The 21672-nt window shown below is 70.3% G+C and carries 17 protein-coding genes and 1 pseudogene; 12 read left to right on the top strand and 6 right to left on the bottom strand.

Annotated features, from left to right (window positions below; genetic code table 11):
* The first annotated feature begins 48 nt into the window (after positions 1–48).
* The 4 genes from G5C66_RS03620 (at position 49) to G5C66_RS03605 (ending at position 4148) form a co-directional block, all read left to right on the top strand.
* Entirely contained in the window at positions 49–579 is a 531-nt protein-coding gene (locus tag G5C66_RS03620) for a DoxX family membrane protein (protein ID WP_165109584.1), read from the top strand.
* Entirely contained in the window at positions 576–1316 is a 741-nt protein-coding gene (locus G5C66_RS03615; protein WP_165109583.1) for a YoaK family protein, read from the top strand. Before G5C66_RS03620 ends, G5C66_RS03615 begins: the two co-directional genes overlap by 4 nt.
* A gap of 251 nt (positions 1317–1567) precedes the next feature.
* A complete protein-coding gene (locus G5C66_RS03610) occupies positions 1568–2458 on the top strand; it encodes a LysR family transcriptional regulator (protein WP_165109582.1) in 891 nt (296 codons plus the stop codon).
* 142 nt (positions 2459–2600) lie between these two features.
* Positions 2601–4148 carry an amidohydrolase family protein gene (locus G5C66_RS03605; RefSeq protein ID WP_165109581.1) on the top strand — a complete coding sequence of 516 codons (1548 nt, stop codon included), beginning with the start codon at positions 2601–2603 and terminating at the stop codon, positions 4146–4148.
* A gap of 66 nt (positions 4149–4214) precedes the next feature.
* Here G5C66_RS03605 and G5C66_RS27040 read toward each other — a convergent pair.
* A pseudogene (locus G5C66_RS27040) lies at positions 4215–4466 on the bottom strand (recombinase family protein); the annotation flags it as partial.
* A gap of 644 nt (positions 4467–5110) precedes the next feature.
* Here G5C66_RS27040 and G5C66_RS03595 point away from each other — a divergent pair.
* Positions 5111–6466 (top strand): protein kinase domain-containing protein, encoded by a 1356-nt coding sequence (locus G5C66_RS03595; RefSeq protein WP_165109580.1) that lies wholly within the window; start codon positions 5111–5113, stop codon positions 6464–6466.
* A gap of 162 nt (positions 6467–6628) precedes the next feature.
* Positions 6629–7108: a hypothetical protein gene (locus G5C66_RS03590; protein ID WP_165109579.1), complete on the top strand. Its 480-nt coding sequence runs from the start codon at positions 6629–6631 to the stop codon at positions 7106–7108.
* On the opposite strand, the gene G5C66_RS03585 is transcribed toward G5C66_RS03590, so the two are convergent.
* Entirely contained in the window at positions 7105–7725 is a 621-nt protein-coding gene (locus G5C66_RS03585; protein WP_165109578.1) for a TetR/AcrR family transcriptional regulator, read from the bottom strand. The genes G5C66_RS03590 and G5C66_RS03585 overlap by 4 nt on opposite strands.
* Positions 7726–7787: 62 nt before the next feature.
* Here G5C66_RS03585 and G5C66_RS03580 point away from each other — a divergent pair, with 62 nt between their 5' ends.
* Positions 7788–10487, top strand: coding sequence for an MMPL family transporter (locus tag G5C66_RS03580; protein ID WP_165109577.1), 2700 nt, complete (start codon positions 7788–7790; stop codon positions 10485–10487).
* Positions 10484–12580: a YhgE/Pip family protein gene (locus G5C66_RS03575; RefSeq protein WP_165109576.1), complete on the top strand. Its 2097-nt coding sequence runs from the start codon at positions 10484–10486 to the stop codon at positions 12578–12580. The genes G5C66_RS03580 and G5C66_RS03575 overlap by 4 nt, the downstream gene beginning before the upstream one ends.
* A gap of 76 nt (positions 12581–12656) precedes the next feature.
* Here G5C66_RS03575 and G5C66_RS03570 read toward each other — a convergent pair whose 3' ends face one another.
* The gene (locus G5C66_RS03570) at positions 12657–13349 is read right to left on the bottom strand and encodes a nitroreductase family protein (RefSeq protein ID WP_165109575.1); all 693 of its coding nucleotides are present in this window, start codon (positions 13347–13349) and stop codon (positions 12657–12659) included.
* 215 nt (positions 13350–13564) lie between these two features.
* Here G5C66_RS03570 and G5C66_RS03565 point away from each other — a divergent pair, with 215 nt between their 5' ends.
* The 3 genes from G5C66_RS03565 (at position 13565) to G5C66_RS03555 (ending at position 16525) form a co-directional block, all read left to right on the top strand.
* Positions 13565–14452, top strand: coding sequence for a hypothetical protein (locus G5C66_RS03565; protein ID WP_165109574.1), 888 nt, complete (start codon positions 13565–13567; stop codon positions 14450–14452).
* An 81-nt stretch (positions 14453–14533) separates the two neighbouring features.
* Positions 14534–15301, top strand: a complete 768-nt coding sequence (locus tag G5C66_RS03560; RefSeq protein WP_165109573.1) for an SDR family oxidoreductase — start codon at positions 14534–14536, stop codon at positions 15299–15301.
* Between the two features lie 9 nt (positions 15302–15310).
* A complete protein-coding gene (locus G5C66_RS03555) occupies positions 15311–16525 on the top strand; it encodes an acetyl-CoA C-acetyltransferase (protein WP_165109572.1) in 1215 nt (404 codons plus the stop codon).
* A gap of 58 nt (positions 16526–16583) precedes the next feature.
* On the opposite strand, the gene G5C66_RS03550 is transcribed toward G5C66_RS03555, so the two are convergent.
* Entirely contained in the window at positions 16584–16835 is a 252-nt protein-coding gene (locus tag G5C66_RS03550; RefSeq protein WP_165109571.1) for a type II toxin-antitoxin system RelE/ParE family toxin, read from the bottom strand.
* Entirely contained in the window at positions 16832–17092 is a 261-nt protein-coding gene (locus tag G5C66_RS03545; protein ID WP_040754613.1) for a ribbon-helix-helix protein, CopG family, read from the bottom strand. Before G5C66_RS03545 ends, G5C66_RS03550 begins: the two co-directional genes overlap by 4 nt.
* A gap of 83 nt (positions 17093–17175) precedes the next feature.
* On the opposite strand from G5C66_RS03545, the gene G5C66_RS03540 reads away from it, so the two are divergent.
* Positions 17176–18768 (top strand): cation:proton antiporter family protein, encoded by a 1593-nt coding sequence (locus G5C66_RS03540; protein WP_165109570.1) that lies wholly within the window; start codon positions 17176–17178, stop codon positions 18766–18768.
* 52 nt (positions 18769–18820) lie between these two features.
* Here G5C66_RS03540 and G5C66_RS03535 read toward each other — a convergent pair whose 3' ends face one another.
* Positions 18821–21640 (bottom strand): FG-GAP-like repeat-containing protein, encoded by a 2820-nt coding sequence (locus G5C66_RS03535; RefSeq protein WP_165109569.1) that lies wholly within the window; start codon positions 21638–21640, stop codon positions 18821–18823.
* Positions 21641–21672: the final 32 nt, after the last annotated feature.

Genomic DNA, 21672 nt, shown 5'->3' with positions numbered 1-21672 from the left:
CCGACACTGGGAGCACATCCAATGTGCTCAATGTGAAGGGAGATCGCCGTGGACGTCGGGCTCGATCTCGGACTGCTGGTCCTTCGTGTCGTGCTGGGCGGCTTCGTGGCCGCCCACGGCATCCAGAAGCTCACCTACTGGTGGGGCGGCACCGGCCTGACCGGGTCGACCCAGGAGTTCCGCGATGACGGCTTCCTGGGCGGAGTCTGGACAGCCCTGCTCGCCGGACTCACTCAGGTCGGCGCCGGAGTGCTGCTGATCGGCGGGCTGCTGACCCCGGCGGCCGCGACCGGCGTCATCGGAGTCATGACCGTCGCGACGACGGTCAAGCTGAGGTCCGGCTTCTGGTCCCAGGACGGCGGGTTCGAGTACCCGTTGTTCCTCGCAGCCCTCGGCGTCGTCGTCGCATGGACCGGCCCCGGTTCCTGGTCCGTCGACGAGATCGTCGGCCTGACCGCGTACTGGATTCCGGCGGTGTCCCTGGCGGCGACCGTCGGCGGCATCGGTGCCGCCCTGCTGCTCCGTCTGGCGCTGCACCGCGACCATCTCGAGAACCACCCCGCAGGAGGTGCGGCATGACCCTCACGAACCACATCCTCGACGCCTGGCACCTCATCGTGCCGCCCCGCGGCAACCCGCACGGCCCGCTACCCCCGCTCCTGCTGCTGCTCACCTTCGTGACCGGACTGGTCGATGCGTTCAGCTACCTCATGCTCGGTCATGTGCTCGTGGCCAACATGACCGGCAACGTGGTGTTCCTCGGTTTCGCCGTCGGTGGGGCACCCGGGTTCATCTGGTGGGCATCGCTCCTGGCGATCGGTACGTTCCTGGCCGGCGCAGTTCTGGGCGGCCGCCTCGAGACCACGGTCGGGCATCACCGCGGTCGCCATCTCTTCCTGACGGCCATCGCCGAGACCGTCCTGGTGGCGCTGAGCCTGCTGGCCGCGTGGCAGGCCGCGGCGCCGTACGAGGGTTGGGTGCTCGCCCTGCTGATCGCCCTCCTCGGTGTCGCCCTCGGACTCCAGAACGCCACCGCCCGCGCCCTCGCCGTACCGGACCTGACCACGACCGTCCTCACCCTGACGATCACCGGCATCGCCGCCGACTCCCGAGCAGCGGGAGGCCAGAACAGCAAGATCGGGCGCCGGCTGGTCCCGATCAGCAGCATGTTCCTCGGCGGACTCGTCGGTGCGCTCCTCGTCGTCGGCGGTCACGACCTGTGGACACTGGCCGTCGCCACGGGCGTCCTCGCCGTGGTCGTGATCGGTGCGCTGGGCCCGTCCAGGTCCCGGGCCTCGTGGGTGTCGAAGAAGTAGCGGCCGCCGATCGGCTTCAGGAGCCTTTCAGATCTGGGGTGGGTGAGCTCGGTCGTCGAGTTGGACGGCCTGGCCGCTGTCCCCGGGACCCAGAGTGGAGCCCTGGCCTCGGTATGACCCGGCCTTCCTGCCTGGATGACCAGATACGAGTCATTATCATTTCATGGGAGCAGTGGCGAATGATGAATCGACGACTGCTGACCTGGCCGCCTCGGCTGGCCGAGGGCTGAGAGCGCGGAGGCACAATCGGGATGGAGCTACGCCACCTGGAGTTCTTCGTCGCCGTGGTGGAGGAAGGCACGTTCACGGCCGCCGCCGTGCGGTTGCACGTGGTCCAGTCGGCTGTGTCGGCCGGTATCAAGGCGATCGAGCGCGAGTTGGGTGCGCCGTTGTTGGAGCGCGGCGCGCGCGGCGTCACGGTCACGGCGAGTGGCGAGGCTCTCTTGGTGCATGCCTATCGGACCCTCGAGGCCGCGCGGGATGCTCGTGATGCCGTGGCCCTCGTGCGAGGCGGTCTGGGTGGGATCCTTCGTATCGGAACCATGACCTCGACAGGTAGTCTCGACGTTCCCGGCATCCTTGCCGCATATCGCCAGGCGCATCCTGGGGTGGGACTTCGCCTCGTGGTGATGCCGACCGGTTCCAGGGGCCTCGTGGAGGCGGTCGCCGAACGTCGCCTCGATCTGGCCTTCGTGTCGCCGCCCGGCGCTGAGGCGAGTCGTGTTCGGCTGATGCCGCTTGCGACGAGCCGGATGGATCTAGTCATCCCGGCAGGTCATGCCCTCGACCAAGCAGAGAGCGTCTCCCTGCGTGATCTCGACGGCATGGACTTCATCGACGCTCCCATGGGCTGGGGGAACCGGGCGGTCGTGGACCGTGCATTCGAGCAGGCGGGCGCGGCGCGGCGGGTGACGATCGAGGTCGCGGATACCGCGACGGTGCCGGCGTACGTCCGGGCCTCGCTTGGCGTGGCGCTGCTGCCACGGCCGGAGACCGAGCGGCTGCCAGAGGGCCTCGTGGTGCGCCGGCTGCCCGATGCCGGCCTCGATTGGCCGGTGGCCCTCGCGATACCTCGCGGTCGGCGGCTCAGCGCAGCTGCGTCGGCCCTTGCCGACCAAATCGGGGAGGCAGTCGCCACCTGACCCGTCGTCGCCTTCCATCGCTCGCCGCGATGGAAGGCATCGCGGAGAGTCGTTGGATCTGCAGCGCAGACCGCACCATAGTTGACATATCAACTGGTATGTGTCCGGGCCGAGATCCGGTCTTTCGGAAGGTGGAAGATTCATGACGAACGACGTCTCGAAGCGCTCGATGACGACGGGACCCACCCGTCGCGGACTCCTCACCGGCGCCGTGGGTGTCGTCGCAGCCGGAGCTGCTGGTACCGCGGGGTTCGAGATCGGCAGGCGCACGGAAGGCTACGGGTCGGCACGCTCCGTTGTACCGGATGTACCGGACTTCGACCGTCGGCGTCCGCTCGTGATCAAGGGGGGCACCATCCTGCCGATGACGCCGGGCCGCGAGGTGCTGCGGAGGGTCTCGGTGCTGATCCGCGACGGCGTCATAGCTGCGATGGGCGTCGACGTGCCTGTTCCGGCTGACGCGCAGGTCATCGATGCGTCCGACATGATCGTGATGCCGGGCATGATTGACACGCACCGCCACACCTGGCAGACGCCGTTCAAGGCCTTCGGCGCGAACTGGAACTTCAACAACTACCTGGAGTACATGCGCGCGCAGTTCGGCAGCCGGTTCACCACGCAGGACTTCTACAACGCCAACCTCTTCGGGTACGTCGATGCGATCGATGCCGGCGTGACCACGCTCGTGGACTGGTCGCACGGCCTGCGGAACATCGAGGATGGAGAGGCCGCGCTCCAGGCCGCAGCCGACGGCGGTGGACGGGTGCGCTTCGCCTGGGGGTATGCCACCGGCGAGGAGATCTCCACCGTGCCTGACTGGGTCATGAATCCTGAGCTCACCCGGATCATCGAGCGGACCAACGATGGAGGCGACCTGGTCACGGCCCAGTTGGCGCTGGACTGGTCCGGTGACCTCTCGTTCCCCGACCGCCGCGGCTGGAGGTGGGCGGCCGAGCGCGGCATCCCGATCACCACTCACGCCGGGATCTATCTGTACCAGGAGGACGCGTTCTTCCGGCTCCTCGACCAATACGATCTGCTGTTGCCCACGACGACCTATGTCCACTCAGCCACGCTCAAGGCCGAGTCCTATCACAGGATCGCCGCCAGTGATGGCTCGGTGTCCATCGCGCCGGAGAGCGAGTTCAACTTCGGTCAGGGCTACCCGCCGACGCACCAGCTCGTCCAATTCGGCATCAACGGCTCACTGTCGTCAGACACGGTGACATACCAGAGCGGCGACATTCTCAATGCGATCCGCGCGGTCATCAGCGCGGACCGGATCGCGGAGAATCGGGCTGCGCACCAGCGCCGTCAGCCGATTCCGATCCACCGGTTCGGAGTGGACCAGGCCCTGGAGTGGGCGACCATCGGCGGTGCCAGGGCCCTCCAGATGGATCATCTGATCGGAACGCTCGAGGTCGGCAAGAGGGCCGATGTCGTGATCGTGGACTCGGGCACTCCTGCGATGGCGTTGGCTGACGAGAACTTCCCACAGGGCGCTGTGGCCCTTCATGCCACACGCGATGAGATCGATACCGTCCTGATCGACGGGGTCGTCAAGAAGTACCGGGGGCATCTGGTGGGAGTTGACGCTGCTCGTGCGCTGCGCCTGGCAGAGGACACGCGGGACCGGATCGTCGGGGAACTGGACCAGCGGTTGGTCGGTCGTATCCGACGCCCGAAGTAGCGGGAACGGACGCGATGGCGTGGTACCGGGAGCGCTCGCTGGGCGTCCGCGGCCGCAGGCCGGGTTCTCCAAGATCCCCCGCACCGTGTTGCCGCGCCATCGCGCACTTCCGGTCTTGGTCAGCACACCCTCGGCAGTCAGCCGCCGTGCGATCTCCTCCGTCGCCACGCCGCTGTCTGCCCACTCGAAGGTCTTCACCAGCCACGGGAACTCGCCGGAGTGCCTCTCGATCTCACCTGAGCGCTGGACCCGTCCGATGCCATCCACGATCCGCTGCCCGGACTTCAACTCGACGCCGTCGATGACGAGCGGCTTCATCCGGATGCCGTACGCCAGGCGCACAGCGACCCGGCCGTTGATCACCTTCTGTCGCAGATTCCGGCGCGTGCGCCGGCGTACCTTCAGCACCTCGCCCTTCGCCGCGACGGCACGCTGGTCGGCCTCCTGCACCGCGGCCTCGTTGAACGGGTCGATGGAGTCCATGTCCTCGGTCAGCAACCACACATTGAGCCGCTGGCACACCTCAATGACCCCGCACGCTGCGCAATGCCCGCAGTCAACCGCTCCAATTCGTTGACGACGATGAACCCGACCTCGTCATGGGCCACGACATAGTCGAAGAGCTTCATCAAGCCCGGCCGCTCTTGAATCGTGCGCGACACCCCCGCATCAGAGAACCGCGCCACCAGACGATCCGGTCTCCCTCCGCTGCCAGGTCACCCACGTAGGCGGTGGAAACGAGCTTCGCATAGCGCCCACGATCACGATCGTGATGCACGATGGCGCCGGATTCGCCGGTCGTGACCGGTTGCCAGCTCGAGCCGTCGTCGGGCAGCAGCCGGCCCGTACCGAGGAGATGTCGACCGGCATGGGGCCATGATCTCGGCGCGAGCGGCGCTGGGTCCAACGGTTTGTAGGGCGGATCGCGCGCTGAGGGCGACGCCCGGCCCCATAATGTCCCGGTGACCCTTCCCCAGACCCTCTGGCGCCTGCGCCAGGTCAAGCCTCTCGGTTCCGGCGGTTTCGCCGAGGTGTGGCTCTACCACGACCCGGCTCTCGACTCGCCCGTTGCGGTGAAGGTGCTCAGTGCCCAGTGGACGCAGGCGGCTGACATCCGGGAGCGGTTCCTGCAGGAGGCGCGCTTCCTGCGGTCGGTCGACTCGCCGCACGTCGTCTCGGTCCACGACATCGGCGAGACGCCGGCGGGTGCGCCCTACTTCGTGATGGCGTACGCCGACGCGGGCAGCGTCGCGGAGCTGATCGCCCAGCACCCGCAAGGGATGCCGCCGGAGCTGGTGGCCGATCTGGTGACGCAGGCCGCGGCCGGTCTCGACGCGCTCCACGTGCGTTCGGTCATCCACCGCGACGTGAAACCGGCCAACATCCTGCTCGCCGGTGGGTCCGACGGCCGGCTGCGGGCGATGGTCGCCGACCTCGGCGTGGCCCGTGCGCTCGACCAGCACACCGAGGTGACCAGGCAGATCGGGACGCCTGCCTACATGGCGCCCGAGCAGTTCGACGAGTCGCTGCCGATCGACCATCGTGCCGACGTACGCAGCCTGGGTGCGGTCGCCTGGGCGATGTTCGCGGGGCGCTCGCCGGCGCCGGCGTTGACGGTCGTGTCCCGGGTCCCCGACCTCGGCACGGTCTCACCGGTGCCGGCGACGGTGTCCGCGGTGATCATGCGCGCCCTCGAGCCGAGGGCGGAGGACCGTTGGCCGGACGCGGGGAGCTTCGCCGCCGCGCTCACCGCCGCGACGGAGGGTCGGGCGGTCGCCGTACCGCCGCCTTCGGACGCCCCGACCATGCTCCGTGCGCCGGGCCCGGCGCCGTCGACTCCCATGCCTCCGCCGCCGCCCCAGCCGCGGCCGTCGCGCCGTCGGCGAAATGCGGTTCTCGTCGCGGCCGCCGTCGCCATCGCCCTCGTGCTGGGCGGCGCCGCGACCTGGTTCGTGTCGCGCGGAGGACCGGTCGAGGAGCCTGCCAACGGTGGCGAGACGGCCGCGGGGCAGCCGGTCAGCGGCGCGGAGACGGCGGCGGTCCGGTTCGTCGAGGCGCTCCAGGCGGGTGACTGCGAGGCTGCCGGCCTCTACATGCCGGACCTCGACGACCCGGCCTCGTGGGACTGCACCGACGACGCCAACGGCGGGGACGGCTTCTACTTCCACATCCTCGAGGACCTCGACGCCGGCGGCGAGCGCCGGGTCGAGGACCTCGGTGACGGGCTCTTCCGGGTGGTCTGGGTGGACCAGGGCTACGTCAACATGCAGCGCCAGGAGGACAGCCTGTTCAAGGTGGAGCGAGTCGTCTGCTGCTAGGTCGGCCCCGCCGGCGCTGCGCGCGTCTGCGCACGCGGTCTGCGCTCGGTGGCGTACGCCGGTCCCGCGTGCGGGCGGACGCACTGGTCGGCTGACGGCGGGAGGCTGAGGAACAGCGGTCCGAGGCGGACCGGCTGGAGACGAAGCCACGAGGAGCACGCCATGAACACAGTCCTTGCACGCCGATTCCCCGCGACCGACATGTCGCTGGGTCTGGTGCTGACGCTGGTCGCGATCGGGGTGCCGCGTACGGTGCTCGCCGATCTGGGGGTCGTGCCGCCGAACAGCGGGCTCGCTTACTACGTCCTCGCGCTTGCGCCGTTCGTGGTCTGGCTCGCGGTCGCGCTCGTCCGCCGGAGCCGGCGGCCCTTCGCCGACTTCGTCGTCGTGGGGGCGCTCTACGGTCTGACGCTCGTCGCGATCCACCAGGCGCTGTGGGGCGTCGGTCGGTCGTGGGGATACCGGCCGCCGGCGGCCGCGTTCGAGTTCGCCGAACGGTTCGGACCGGAGTGGTACGACCTCGCCGCGCGCGGCTACACCTGCGGTGTCGCCATGATGATCGGTCTCGGATCGGGTGTGGTCGTGGCCGTGGTCGCGTCGATCGCGAGCCGCGCCAGGGGTCGTGCGAACCAGCCGGCCTAGGCGGAGGCCTTCGGGACGGACAGGCTGTCGAGGAGCTGGGGGAGCGCGTCGTCGAGCAGCCGATCTGCTCGGGGGTCGTCGGGCCGGATCGTACGCATCGTGAGGCTGTGCAGGAACACGCCCATCATCGTCTGGGCGAGGAGATCGGTCGGCATCGTGGAGGTGCAGTCGAGGCGGTCCAGAGCCAGCTCGACCAGCTCGACGAGCTGCTCGCTGAGGGCCGTGAAGGTCGCGGAGCTGATCTCTCGCGCATCGGGGTCGCGCAGGCTCTGCAGCACCACCTCGCTCTGCAGGACGTACCAGCGGTCCTGCATGGGGCCGACCGCGTCGAAGGCCGCCTTGATCAGCGATCCGCTCGAATCGGTCTCGTCGTGCTCGTCGAGGGCGGTGCGTACGGCCTCGATCAGCCGCTCGGACTCCTCCTTGAACGCCTCGAGAAGCACCTCGTCGACGGTGTTGAAGTTGGAGTAGAAGGCGCCACGTGTGTAGCCGGCGGCGCTGACCAGGTCGTCGACGGTGACCCGGCGCGCGCCGCGCTCGACGAAGACGTCGACGGCGGCGGCCAGCAGTCGCGCGCGGGTGTTCGTACGTCGTCGGGGGGCCTTCACCTCGGTCATGTAGTCATCCTCACATATGCCAACGATACATTTCTGTATTCAATGCGTTAATGTATTGAACTGTGTCCTCCTACCTCTACCGACTCGGCCGGCTGGTCGCGCGCCGTGCCAAGACCGTGCTGGCGCGGTGCCTGCTGCTGGCCGTGCTGCTGGGTGCGCTGACCGTCTCGCTCGGCGGCAAGCTGCAGAACGACTTCACGATCCCGGGCACCGAGTCCCAGCAGGGCCTGGACGCGCTCACCCAGCGCTTCCCGGAGGTCTCCGGGACCTCGGCCCAGCTCGTCTTCGTCGCTCCCGAGGGCGAGAAGATCGAGGACCATCGCAAGGAGGTGCGGGCGGTGCTCGACGCGGTCGAGAAGGTCGACCACGTCGCGACCGTCACCGACCCTCTCGCGAAGGAGAGCAGGACCGTCAGCGACAACGGTCGGGACGCGCTGGCGACGGTGCAGTTCGACCTCGGCCTCGACGAGCTCCCCGAGGGCGTCACGTCGGACCTGGAGAAGGCTGCCGAGCTCCCGCCTGGATCTTCGCTGGAGCTCCACGTCGGCGGGGATGCGTACTCGGTCACCGGGGTGCACGTCAGCGCGACCGAGGGGATCGGGATCCTCATCGCGCTGCTGGTCCTGGCGATCACGTTCGGGTCGCTGCTGGCCGCCGGCCTGCCGATCCTCACCGCCCTGCTCGGGGTCGCGATCGCGATGGCGGGGATCTTCTCGGTCGCCGCGGCCACCACGATCTCGGCCACCACCCCGACCCTCGCACTGATGATCGGGCTCGCGGTTGGGATCGACTACGCGCTGTTCGTGATCGCCCGGCACCGCAGCCAGCTCGCTCACGGCCTGGAGGTGGAGGAGTCGATCGCTCGGGCGGTCGCGACCGCGGGAAGCGCGGTCATCTTCGCGGGCGTCACGGTCATCATCGCCCTCTGCGGCCTGGTGGTCGCGGGCATCCCGTTCCTCGCGGTCATGGGGTACGCAGCGGCCTCGGCGGTCCTGGTCGCCGTGCTCGTCGCGCTCACCGCGGTGCCGGCGCTCCTCGCGATCGCGGGTGAGCGTCTTCGTCCGAAGCCTGGGTCTCGGGCCCACCGGCGTGAGGCTGCCGCGGAGGGGCGGCCTCACGCCATCACTCTCGGGGCGCGCTGGGTGCGGCTGGTGACCAAGGTGCCGGTGCTCACCGTCGTGGTCTCGCTGCTGGTCATCGCCGTCCTGGCGATCCCGGCTCGCGACCTGGCCCTGGGGCTCAACGACAACGGGAGCGCGGAGCCGGGGACCGCGCCGCGGGAGACGTACGACCTGATCAGTCGCGACTTCGGGCCCGGCTACAACGCACCGCTGTTCGTGACCGCGGACATCATCGACACCACCGACCCGATCGGGGTGATGGACTCGCTGGGCAAGGCGCTGGGCGGCTACGACGGCGTGCAGAAGGTCGCCCTGGCGACGCCGAACCGGACCGCCGACCTCGGGCTCGTGGTGATCTACCCGGACACCGAGAAGAGCGACCCGGAGACCGCGTCGCTGGTCAAGGAGATCCGTGCCGACTCGGGTGATCTGGAGAAGCGGTTCGGGATCGAGGACGTCATGGTCACCGGTCAGACCGCGGTGGCGATCGACGTCAGTGCTCGCCTGTCCGGCGCGATCCTGCCGTTCGGGGCCGTCGTCGTCGGGCTGTCGCTGATCCTGCTGACCGTCGTGTTCCGCTCGATCGCGGTCCCGCTGAAGGCGACGCTGGGCTATGTGCTGTCGGTGGCGGCCTCGTTCGGCGTGGTCGCTGCGGTCTTCGAGTGGGGCTGGGGCGCCGACCTGCTGAACGTCGCGAAGGTCGGGCCGGTGATCGCGTTCTTCCCGATCATCCTGATGGGGGTGCTCTTCGGGCTCGCGATGGACTACGAGGTCTTCCTGGTCTCGCGGATGCGGGAGGACTTCGTCCACACCGGAGACGCGCGGCGTTCGGTGGACACCGGGTTCGCCGCCAGCGCCCGCGTCGTCACCGCGGCGGCCATCATCATGATCGGAGTCTTCGCGGCCTTCGTCCCCAACGGCGACCCCATCGTGAAGCCGATGGCGCTGGGGCTGACCGTGGGGGTGCTCGTCGACGCGTTCCTGGTGCGGATGACGCTGGTGCCGGCCGTGCTCGCGCTGCTCGGGCGGGGCGCCTGGTGGCTGCCGCGCTGGCTGGACCGGCGGCTGCCCGTCCTCGACATCGAGGGCGAGGCGCTCGTGCACCACCTCGAGCACGCCGACTACGTCGCTGCTCACGGTGAGCTCGCCGTGCGGGCGCGTGAGGTCGAGGTCCTGGGGGCCCTCGGGCCGCTCTCGATGGAGCTCCGCCCGGCCGGGCTCGGGATCATCCACGGATCCGACCCCGTCGCGCGATCCGCTGCGCTGGCCGCGATCACCGGGCGGCTCGGGTTCTCCGGGCAGCTGGTGGTGCTCGACCGGCTGCTGCCGGAGGAGGCGGGAGCGGTGCGGGCCCGGGCCGCGCTCGTCGACGACGTCGCCGAGGCGCTCCGGCTCGTGGGAGCTCGGCGTGTGCCCGCCCTGGTCGCCATCGACAGTCCGACCTCGCTCGATCCCGGTCAGCTCGCGGCCCTGTCCGCGCTGACCTCGCGGGGGACGACGGTGCTGCTCGGGATGCCGTCGCTGCCCGCCGTACCTCAGGTCGCGGACGCGCTCGCCTGTGCCGAGCCTGCCCGGACCTCACCCGAACCCGCGCTCACCGACACCGCGGCCTCGGCCGCTGACCTGGAGACAGTCCGATGACACGTACGAAATCATGGTGGGGTGGCCGCCGCCTGGTGGCCGCCGCGATCCTGCTGCCCGTCGTCGTGACGGCGCTCGCGATCGTCGCACTCAGCGACCGCACCGAGAACCTCGACAAGGTCCCGGCAGCCGTGGTCAACCTCGACAAGCCGGTGACGACGGGGAGCGGGAAGGACAAGAAGACCGTGTACGCGGGCCGGGCTCTGGCCGCGGACCTCGTCTCCTCCTCGGGCTCCGGCTCGTCCGGTCCGACGCTCGGCTGGGAGCTCACCGACGAGGAGGACGCGCGCTCGGGCTACGCGGACGGGACGTACGCGGCGGTCATCACGATCCCCGAGGACCTGTCCAAGACGCTGTCCGGCGTGCAGGGGAGCGACCCGAGTGCCGGGCAGGTGCGTGTGGAGGCGTCCGACGCGTCCAGCGAGGTGACCGCGGAGATCGCCCGGCAGGTGGCGCGGCAGTCGGCGTCGACCCTGGGACGTACGGTCACCACGACCTACCTCGACGGGGTGCGGGACCAGACCGGGAAGCTCAAGTCCAGCCTGACCTCGGCCGCCGACGGTGCTGACCAGCTCGCCGACGGCACCGCTGCCGCCGACTCGGGCGCAGTCAAGGTCGCCGACGGTGCGCACGCGCTCAGCTCCGGTGCCGCCGGCGCCGCGGACGGCGCCTCGCAGGTCGCAGGCGGGCTCGACACGCTCGCCGGCGGTACCGCGCGGCTGGAGTCGGGTGCGGGCACGCTGGCCGCGGGCGCGGGCAAGGCATCTCGCGGTGCCTCGTCGTTGTCGGACGGTGCCGACCAGCTCAGCGGCGGCCTCGACCGGCTGAAGCGCTCGACCGCCGCGCTGCCGTCACAGACAGCCTCGCTCGCCAGCGGGGCGTCGCAGGTGTCGGAAGGCGTGGACGGCTACACCCAGCTCGCCAAGGGCTGGGCCCAGGCGTGCGCGAGCGACCCGCTGCTCGCGGCCTCCAAGCCGCAGCTGTGCGGCGCCACCGCCACCGCGGTCGGCCCGGGTGGCGCGCAGGCCGACCAGCTCGCCTCGGGGGCCTCTCAGGTGGCCTCCGGCGCGTCGGCCCTGTCGCACGCGGCTCCCGAGCTGACCGGCGGGATCGCGTCGGCGGCGGACGGTGCCGGGAAGGTCGCCTCCGGCGCGTCGCAACTCGCCTCCGCCAACGCGCGGGTCGCCGCCGGAGCGCGCGAGCTCTCCGCCGGGGTCGGGGAGGCGAACGCCGGCGCGACCGAGCTGGCCTCCGGCGCTGACCAGCTCGCGTCCGGGACCAAGCAGCTGGAGGACGGTTCGGCCTCGCTGGCCTCGGGCGCCGACGATCTCTCCGCCGGGACCTCGTCGCTGACCGAGGGTGCTTCGTCGCTGGCTTCGGGGCTCGACGACGGGGCCTCGCAGATCGCGGTCCCCGGTGAGAAGCAGGCGGAGGTCGTCGCCGACCCGGTGCGGGTCTCGGTCGCCTCCGGGCCGTCCATCTCGGGGGCGACCCGGTTGGCGCCGGCGGTGATCGCGCTGGCCCTGTGGCTCGGTGCCCTCGCGGTCTACCTGCTCCGCCCGGCCTTCCCCGCCGGGCGGCTGCGTGAGGCCCTCACCGCGCGCCGGCTCACGTTCGCCGGTCTGTGGCCGGCCGTGGTCGTCGGGCTGGTGCAGGCGGTGCTCCTCGTGGGGGCCGCCCGGCTGCTCGGGGCGGATCTCGCGGAGCCGTTCGCGGCACTCGGCGTCGCGGTGCTGGCCGCGGCCGTGTTCGTCGCGGTCCACCAGGCCGTCGTCGCTCTCGCCGGCCAGCGTCGCGGCTGGCTGATCTCGCTCGCCTTCCTCGCCCTGCAGCTGGTCTCCCTCGGCGGGCTGCTGCCGGTCGCCGCCGCGTCCGCGCCGTTCGGTGCGCTCGCCGGCATCCTGCCGGTCCCGCTCGCCGCCGAGGCGCTGCACGGAGTCGTGGTCGCGCAGAGCGGTACCGCGGTCGGCGCGTCCGTCGGCGGACTGGTCCTCTGGCTCCTGCTCGCGGTCGCGGTCAGCCTCTTCGCGGCGGGCCGGGCGCAGCGTATGTCGGTGGCGGAGATCCGCGGGGCGGCGGCCTCGGGCGTGTAACACGTCGTTCGTAGAACCATCCGATCGTTCCGACAGGGCGAGAAGTCCCACGAACGACGTGTTACAGCGCGGCAGGTCAGAGCGAGGTGTCGTGCAGCACGATGTGCTCGTCGAGCGGCGCGCGGCCCATCTCGACGCGGTTGACCGCGGCCTCGGGGTCGGCGGTGCCGAAGGAGATGCCGTAGAGCAGCTTGCGGTCTGCCGGGAGGCCGAGGTGGTCGCGGACGGCGTCGGCGAACAGGCCGTGCATGCCCTGGGGAACGCCGTGGTAGCCGCGGGCGGTGAGCGAGAGCAGGAAGTTCTGGGCGTACATGCCGACGTCGTTGGCCGCACGTACGACATCGCCGAGCTCGGGCACGAAGAGCAGGGCGACATGGGGCGCGCCGTAGAAGCGGAGGTTCTCGGCGACGGCCTTGGCGCGTCCGTCGGCGTCGTCGCGGGCGATGCCCATGGCGCCGTAGAGGGTGGCCCCGGCTCGCTGCGACCGCTGGACGTGGACGCCGTCGTCGGCACCGTACGTGGTGGTGAAGTCGGGGCTCATCTGGCCGGCCTCGAACGCCTTGAGCATCGCCTCGCTGAGGCGGTCGCGGGCGTCTCCGGAGAAGACGTGCACCTCCCACGGCTGGGTGTTGCTGTGCGACGGGGCGCGCTGGGCGTCCTCGAGCACACCGCGGATGTCGTCGGCGGGCACCGGGTCGGGCAGGAAGGCCCGCGCGGAACGACGGGCTCGGATCACGTCCGTGAAGGTGTCGACGGCGCTAGCGCTCACAGGAAGGGTTCCTCTCAGGTCTGCCGAGGGCTGATGACCTCGGTCCACTCCTGAGGCAATACGGAGGGACTCTCCGGTATTCCGAGGGTGGTGCGAAGGTGGCCCATCACACATCCCGGGCCCTACCCGGTTCGGGTGATACCCGAGGGCCGGACCGGCGCCTTTACCGCGGCGCGTCGAAGACTCGAGGTCCGACCTATCTGAGGGGGAAACCCATGATCCGAAAGCTCGTCTGTGCCGTCGCGGCGGGGGTCGCCGCGGCGGCGCTCTGGTCGATGCCGGCTTCGGCTGCGCCCTTGCTGCAGCTCTCCGGCGCGATCTTCACGACCGACGTCTCCGGCGCGCCGGTCAACCTCAACCACTACGCCGCCAAGGAGGACGTCTACCTCAACGGCGGTCCCGGCATCAACGCACCCGATGACGCCGCCGGCCTGCCTGCCGGGATCTACGCGTTCCAGGTGACCGACCCGTCCGGCAAGACGCTGCTCTCCACCGATCCGGTCGCCTGCCGCCGGGTCGAGGTCGACGCCAGCGGCCGCTTCGTCAGCGTCGCCCCGAGCGGCGCCTGTGCGCACGCCACCGGCACCGACGCGGAGGACGACGGCATCACCGTGCAGCTGTTCCCCTACCTCGACACCCCCAACAACGGTGGCGAGTACAAGGTCTGGCTGACGCCGTACGCCGCGCTCGACTCCTCCGCGCCCGGCAACCGGCACGGCTTCGTCCCGTCCGACAGCAAGACCGACAACTTCAAGGTCCGGGCCCGGGCGATCGTCGAGATCGACACCAGGTTCTCGCGGCACGGCGGGCCGTTCATCGACGGTCTGGCTGCCGAGTGGACCGACACGCTGGGTGCGCACAACGTGAAGTACTCCGAGTACAACCCGGCGGTCCTCGCGTTCCACGAGGCGCACGTCGAGGCCGCGGAGGCGGGCCTGCACAAGATCACCGTGACCGACCAGGCCGGCTGCGAGATCGACGACGTCCACCACGCCGGGCAGACGTTCCTTCCCGACGCGAACGGCTCGGTCACCGTCCCGGTGCTGGTCAAGAAGCACATGAACGGCGACCACACCTACTGGGTGGACGTGCACTGCGTCTGAGGCACTGCCTCTGACGCTCGTGACCGGTCACCGCGACCATCAACCTAGCATTTGCTTGGTAGGCGCTCTAGACTGCCGCACATGGCAGTGGAGATCGACTTCAGCGGCAAGGTGGTCGCGGTGACCGGTGGCGCCCGCGGGGTGGGCGCCGGGATCGTCGCCCGGTTCCTCGAGGCCGGCGCGGAGGTCGAGATCTGCGGCCGGACGGCGCCGGCCGACCTACCGGTGATCGACGGGCGCAAGCCGGTCTTCTCCCAGGTGGACGTACGCGATCCGGAGCAGGTCGCGGCCTGGATCGCTGCCATCACCTCGCGGCTCGGGCGGCTCGACGTGGTCGTCAACAACGCCGGTGGCGCCCCCTACGCCGACTTCGCGAGCGCGTCGCCGCGTTTCCACGAGAAGATCTCCGCGATCAACTTCCTGGCCACCGCCTACGTCTGCCAGGCGGCGTACGAGGCGTTGAAGGCCTCGCGCGGATCCATCGTCAACATCAGCTCGATCTCGGCACGCCGGCCCAGTCCAGGGACCGCGGTCTACGGTGCCGCCAAGGCGGCCGTCGAGAGCCTGACCGGGTCGATCGCGGTCGAGTGGGCTCCCGACGTACGCGTCAACGCCCTCTCCTGCGGGATCGTCTCCACCCCGGGGTCCGAGGACCACTACGGGAGCCCGGAGCAGCGGGCCGCCGTGGCAGCGACCATCCCGCGCGGCGTCTTCGCGACCCCGTCGGAGATCGGCGACGCCTGCCTGATGCTCGCCTCCCCGCTCGCGACGCACATCACCGGTGCGGTCCTCGCCGTCGACGGCGGCGGGGAGTGGCCCGCCTTCCTCCAGCACACCCCCAACTCCTGAGGAGAACCCGTGCCCGAAGCAGTCATCGTCTCCGCCGCCCGCTCGCCCATCGGCCGCGCCTTCAAGGGGTCGCTGAAGGACCTGCGTCCCGACGAGCTGGCCGAGCAGATCGTACGCAGCGCCCTCGCCGCGGTCCCCGAGCTCGACCCGACGCAGATCGACGACCTGATGATGGGCTGTGCCCAGCCTGCGGGGGAGCAGGGCTACAACATCGGCCGGGTCGTCGGCGTACGCCTCGGCCTCGACGCCGTCCCCGGCACTACCGTCCACCGCTACTGCGCCTCGTCGCTGCAGACCACCCGGATGGCGTTCCACGCCATCCGCGCCGGCGAGGGGGACGCGTTCGTCTCCGCCGGGGTCGAGTGCGTGTCCCGCTACGAGCACGGCAAGGCCGACGGGATGCCGGACACCAAGGCCGAGGAGTTCCTCAAGGCCGACGAGCGCGGTGCTGCCCGGGTGGCCGCCGGCACGGCCTGGAGCGACCCGCGCGAGGCGGGCGAGCTGCCCGACTACCACCTCGCAATGGGCGAGACCGCGGAGAACGTCGCCGAGCTGTGCGGCGTCACCCGGGAGGCGCAGGACGCGTGGGGCGTACGATCCCAGAACCGCGCCGAGGCCGCTGCCGCCCGGGGCTTCTGGGAGCGGGACATCACGCCGGTGACGCTGCCGTCCGGCGAGGTCGTCTCCGCCGACGACGGGCCGCGGGCCGGGGTGACCATGGAGAAGGTCGCCGGGCTGGCGCCGGTGTTCCGCGAGAACGGCACCATCACCGCCGGCAACTGCTGCCCGCTGAACGACGGCGCGGCCGCGCTGGTGATCATGAGCGACACCCGGGCCGCCGAGCTCGGGATCACCCCGCTGGCCAGGATCGTCTCGACTGGTGTCTCCGGGCTCTCGCCGGAGATCATGGGCCTCGGCCCGGTCGAGGCGTCCCGCCAGGCACTCGCCCGCGCCGGGCTGACCGCGTCCGACATCGACCTCGTGGAGATGAACGAGGCCTTCGCCGCCCAGGTGCTGCCCAGCATCGACCAGATCGGCCTCGACCCCGAGCGGGTCAACGTCAACGGCGGCGCGATCGCGCTCGGCCACCCGTTCGGCTCCACCGGCGCCCGCCTCACGACCACCCTCATCCACGGCCTGCAGGAGACCGGCGGTCGCTACGGGCTGGAGACCATGTGTGCGGCCGGCGGCCAGGGTATGGCGCTGGTCATCGAGCGGCTCTGAACCTCGCTGGTCTCGACACGCCTCCGCCTAGCGGCTCCGGCGGCTCGACCGGCGAGGACTAGACGCTCCGCCGCCCGATGTGGATGACGGCGACCGTGACGCGGCGCTCCTCGACGACGTACACGATCCGGTAGCGGCCGACGCGGAGGCGGTAGCGGTCCTTGCCCCAGGCGTACGCACCGACGTCGCGCGGGGTCTCGGCCAGGGTGTCGACGGTGTCGAAGACCTGGATCAGGCCGATCGGGTCGTCGTCGACGTACGCCTCGGCCGACTGCAACGCCTCGTCGGCCCAGACGATCTGATAGGTCACTCGCCGAGCGGGCGGTCGAGACCGAGGGCGCGGCGGGCCTCGGCGTGCGGGGTGTAGCGGACCTCGCCGAGCTCGCGGCGCAGGGAGTAGCGCGCGATGGCGAGATCGTCCTCGAGGTCCTCGATGCGCCGGTCGTGGTCGTTGAGGTAGGCGCGGATGGCCTCGCGGGCGATCTCCTGCTTGGACCGGTTCTCCGTCCGGGCGCGGTCGGTCAGCAGCCGGTCGTCGGCCTCGCTGAGTCGCAGAGTCATAGCCATGGACCCAGCGTAACCCGAGGTGGTATCACGCGGTATCGTACGTACGTCGGAACGTCGAGTTTCAGCCTGGGGGATATCCGAATATGTCGCTGACCGCGCTCTACCTGCTTGTCGCACTAGGAGCCGGGCTGGTCGCGATGTTCCTGAAACTCCCGCCACTGGTCGGCTTCCTGGCCGCCGGGTTCGGGCTGCACGCCGCCGGTGTCGGCGAGCTCGAGGGCCTGCACACGCTGGCCGACCTGGGCGTCACGCTGCTGCTGTTCGGCATCGGCCTCAAGCTCGACGTGCGATCGCTGCTCCGGCCCGACGTGTGGCTGAGCACCTTCGCCCACCTCGGGTTCAGCGTGATCATCGGGGTCGGGCTGCTGGCCGGCATCGCCCCGCTCGGCTTCGCGCTCCTCGCCGACGCCGACCTGGGCGAGATGGCGCTGATCGCGTTCGTGCTCTCCTTCTCGAGCACCGTGTTCGCGATCAAGGTCCTCGACGAGCGCCGCGACAACAACACCCTCTACGGCCGGATCGCGATCGGTGTGCTGGTCATGCAGGACATCGTCGCGGTCGCGTTCCTGACGATCTCCAAGGGCCACTGGCCTTCCCCCTGGGTCTTCGCGCTGGTGCTGCTCCTCCCGGGTGCCTGGCTCGCCCACCGCATGTGGGACCGGATCACCTCCGCCGAGCTGACCGCGCTCTTCGGCCTGGCGATCGCGCTCGTGCCGGGCTACTGGCTCTTCGAGACCGTCGGGCTCAAGGGCGACCTCGGGGCGCTCGTGGTCGGCGCTCTTCTCGGGTCGCACGCCAAGGCGCCGGCCCTGGCGAAGCTGCTGTTCAGCACCAAGGAGCTCTTCCTCATCGCGTTCTTCCTGAGCATCGGCCTGACCGGGGTGCCGTCGCTGGAGGACCTGGCACTGGCCACCGTGCTGCAGATCCTGCTGCCGCTGCAGGCGGTCGCGTACGTGGTGATCTTCGCTGTCATGGGCCTGCGTTACCGCACCGCGACGCTGGCCTCGTTCACGCTGACCAACTACTCCGAGTTCGGCCTGATCGTCATCGTGATCGCCTCGGCGACCGGGCTGGCCTCGGCCGAGTGGCAGACCGTCCTCGCGGTCGCGACCTCGCTGTCGTTCCTGGTCGCCGCCGTCTTCAACGCGTACGCCGCGAAACTGATCAACCTGCTCAACCGGGTGCTGCCGGAGCAGCGACCCGAGCGGCTCCAGGAGGCCGACCGGCCGATCAACCTCGGTGACGCCAAGGCGCTGGTGGTCGGGATGGGCCGGGTGGGGCGTACGACCTACGAGGAGCTGCGCGACACCCAGGGCTACCACGTGCTGGCGGTCGAGCACGACTCGGTGCGCGCCGACTCGCTCAAGGCGGAGGGCTTCGACGTGGTCGAGGCGGATGCCACCGACCAGGACTTCTGGGAACGGGTCAAGAAGGGCGCCGGGATGGAGCTCGTCGTCCTCACGATGCCCTTCCACGGCGACAACCTGCTCGCCATGGACCTGCTCCACAAGCTCGGCTTCACGGGCACCGTGGCCGCCATCGCGCTGCGCCCCGAGGAGCGCGACGAGCTCAAGAAGCGCGGCGCCCACGCCGTCCTGAACCTGTACGCGTCGGCCGGCTCCGACCTCGCCGAGAAGGCGATCCGGGTCAACCAGGAGCGCCAGCTCTCGGCGTGAGCCGAGGATGCCGAGAGTGACCCGCGGGCCACTCTCGGCATCCTCGACCGGGTCAGCCCAGCAGGTTGTAGCCCGACAGTGCACCCAGGTAGGTGCGGGTCACGCCGGTGCCGGTGCTGTTGCGCTCCAGCGCGTAGATGTAGCTGCCCGACCGCACGATCAGGTCGCCGCCCGAGCCGGCCCGCAGGTCGCGTACGCCGAGCACCGCGTCGTAGCCGGACAGGTTGACCGACAGGGTCTGCGTGGAGACCAGGCCGCCCGGTCCGTTGCTGTCGTGGACGACGGTGCTGGTGCCGTTGACGAAGAGGACGTCGGGGGTGTTGCCGCTGTTCCAGCGCCCGACGCCGACCAGGCGGGTGCCCGAGGCGGAGGCCTTCATGGTGATCGACGTGCCGACCTTGGTCGAGCCCTTGCCGGGCCAGAGCTTGATCGTGCCGTCGGAGGTGCGGCCCATCAGGTCGGGGTAGCCGTCGCCGGTGATGTCGCCGACCGCGTCGATGACGGTGCCGAGACCGCTCGCGATGGTGACGGGGCTGGCGAACTTGCCGGTGCCGTAGCCCCGGTAGAGACGCACGGTGCCGTCGGACATCTTGGCCAGGAAGTCGCCCTTGCCGTCGCGGTTCCAGTCGCCGGCGTTCATCAGCGCGGTGGCGCTGGTCAGCGTGATGCCGCTGTCGACCGGCGCGGCCAGGCTGACCCGGCCGCTGTTCGGCTTGACGTAGAGCGTCGAGCCGGACTTCATCATCAGGTCCGGCAGACTGTTGCCGACGAGGTTGACCGCGCCGATGAGGGTGCGGTTGACGTCCGCGTACGGGCCCAGCGGCTTGCCGAAGCCCGAGCCGGAGGCCGGGTAGATCCAGCCGCGGTTGGACGAGTCCCGGCCGATCAGGTCGCCACGACCGTCGCCGGTGAAGTCGCCGTAGCCGGAGATCTGGACCAGCGAGGACCACGACGGGCTCTGGGTCGCGAGCTTGACCGGCGAGCCGAACGTACCGCTGCCCGAGCCCTTGAAGTAGTAGAGCGCACCGGACTTGCGGCCGATCAGGTCGCGCTTGCCGTCCTTGTTGACGTCGCCGGTCGCGGCCAGCTTGTCGAAGCCGCTCAGCGAGCGCGTCGTGCCCACGCGGGTGAACCCGCCGGCGCCGTTGCCGGTGTAGCGGACCAGGTAGCCCTTCGCGTTCTTGCCGACCAGGTCGTTGGCCGAGGTGCCGCCGATGTTGCCGGTCGCGGTGATCTTGGAGACCCCGGAGAAGGTGCTCTTGCCGAGGTTCTTGAAGACGGAGGCGAAGGTGCCGTCGCCGCGGCCCTTGCGGATGCCGGCCGAGCCGTCGGTGCGGACCTGGATCAGGTCGGCCTTGCCGTCGCCGGTGATGTCCGGGGTGACCACGGCCTCGCGCACGGTGCTGCCGACCGTCGTGGACGTCTTGGTCGAGTTGAACCCGGCGAACCCGCCCGTACGCAGCGTGAAGATCCGGCCGTCGGAGGCCCGTCGTGCCACGAAGTCGGAGTGACTCGTGCCGGCGATGTTGGACTCCAGGTCGCGGCCGCTCCAGCTCTTCTGGAGGCCGGCGGCGAGTGTACGGATCTGGGGGAGCTTGGCCTGGAGGTTCGCGCCCGGGCAGACGGTGGTGCCGGCGTCGCGGTGACCGTTGATCGCGTGCGGGAAGGTCGTCTTGGTGCCGTCGGTCTTGGTCAGGGTCACGTTGGTGGCGTTGGCGGTGACGCCGTGGAGCGAGAGCTTCCAGGCGTAGAGGGAGCCGTAGGCCTGAATCATCGCGTCGGTGGGCTGGTTCTGCGCCGCGCCGGCGTCGTCGGGACAGCCGGCCGCGACCGTGTCGAAGCAGCCGAGCGCCGAGGCACCGAAGCTGTCGTAGTTGTAGCCGCTGGTGTGGGCGCCCTCGACCGGCAGCGCGACGCCGCCGTGGCGGCCCTCCCAGATGCGGCCGAACTTGTCGACGAAGAAGTTGTAGCCGACGTCGCGGTAGCCGCGGGTGGTGACGTGGAACTCGTAGATGGCCCGGATGATGGCGGGGACGTCGGCCTCGGTGTAGGCGTTGGTGCCCGCGGTGTGGTGGACGAAACCACCGTGGATCTGGCGGTAGCTCGGGGCCGTCTGCTCGCGGAGAGTCTCGTCGGCGCCCCACTGCGCACGGCTGTAGATCGTCGGGCTCGGGGTGTAGGTGGACGCGACCAGGTTGAGGTCGGAGTCCTTGCTGCCCTTGTGGGTGCTGGTCGCCCGGGGCTTGTCCTTGTCGGTCTCGATCTCGGGGAGCTCCTCGACCGTGTCCGAAGGCTTGCCCGGCTCGATCACCGCGAGCTCGAGGTCGCCGGGGATCTCGGCATCGTCAGGGACGATGATCCGGGTCTGCACCTGGTCGACGTGCCCGGCCAGGAACTCGTCGGTGCCCGGGCGGACGCCCTTCGCCTCCGCGGTGCCGGCGTCCGGACCGTGGTCCTCGACGTCGACGACCATCGGGCTCCACGACGACCACACGCCGTCCTTCAGGGTGCGGATCTCGGGGCGCACGTCTTCCGATGCGGTGGCATCGGACCAGGTCACACCGATGACGGCGAAGCCGGTGGCGTCCTGCGGGTCGCTCTTGATGACGTTGCTGCGCGGCTTGTCGACCTTCGTCGCGTGCTCGGTCGCCTTGCCGGTCGAGGTGGTCAGTGCGACCTCCTCGACGTGAGCGTCGACCGGGCCGGCGGGAAGGGTCGACGGCTCCCGGTTCGCGGCGTCGAACGCGGCCAGCGGGCCGGACGTGGTCGGCTCGGCGGTGGCGGAGTTCAGCGTCAGCGGGATCGCGACTGCGGCCACGCCGAGAACGAGGGTGGTGCCGGAGATGGACGCGATCTTGGCGCGTCGGGGCATCGAAGCCTCCGTGGGGGAAGTAAAGATGGGCT

Origin of the sequence: Nocardioides turkmenicus, assembly GCF_011045035.1 — a bacterium.
GTDB lineage: Bacteria > Actinomycetota > Actinomycetes > Propionibacteriales > Nocardioidaceae > Nocardioides > Nocardioides turkmenicus.
This window is presented reverse-complemented; position numbering and strand designations above follow the sequence as displayed.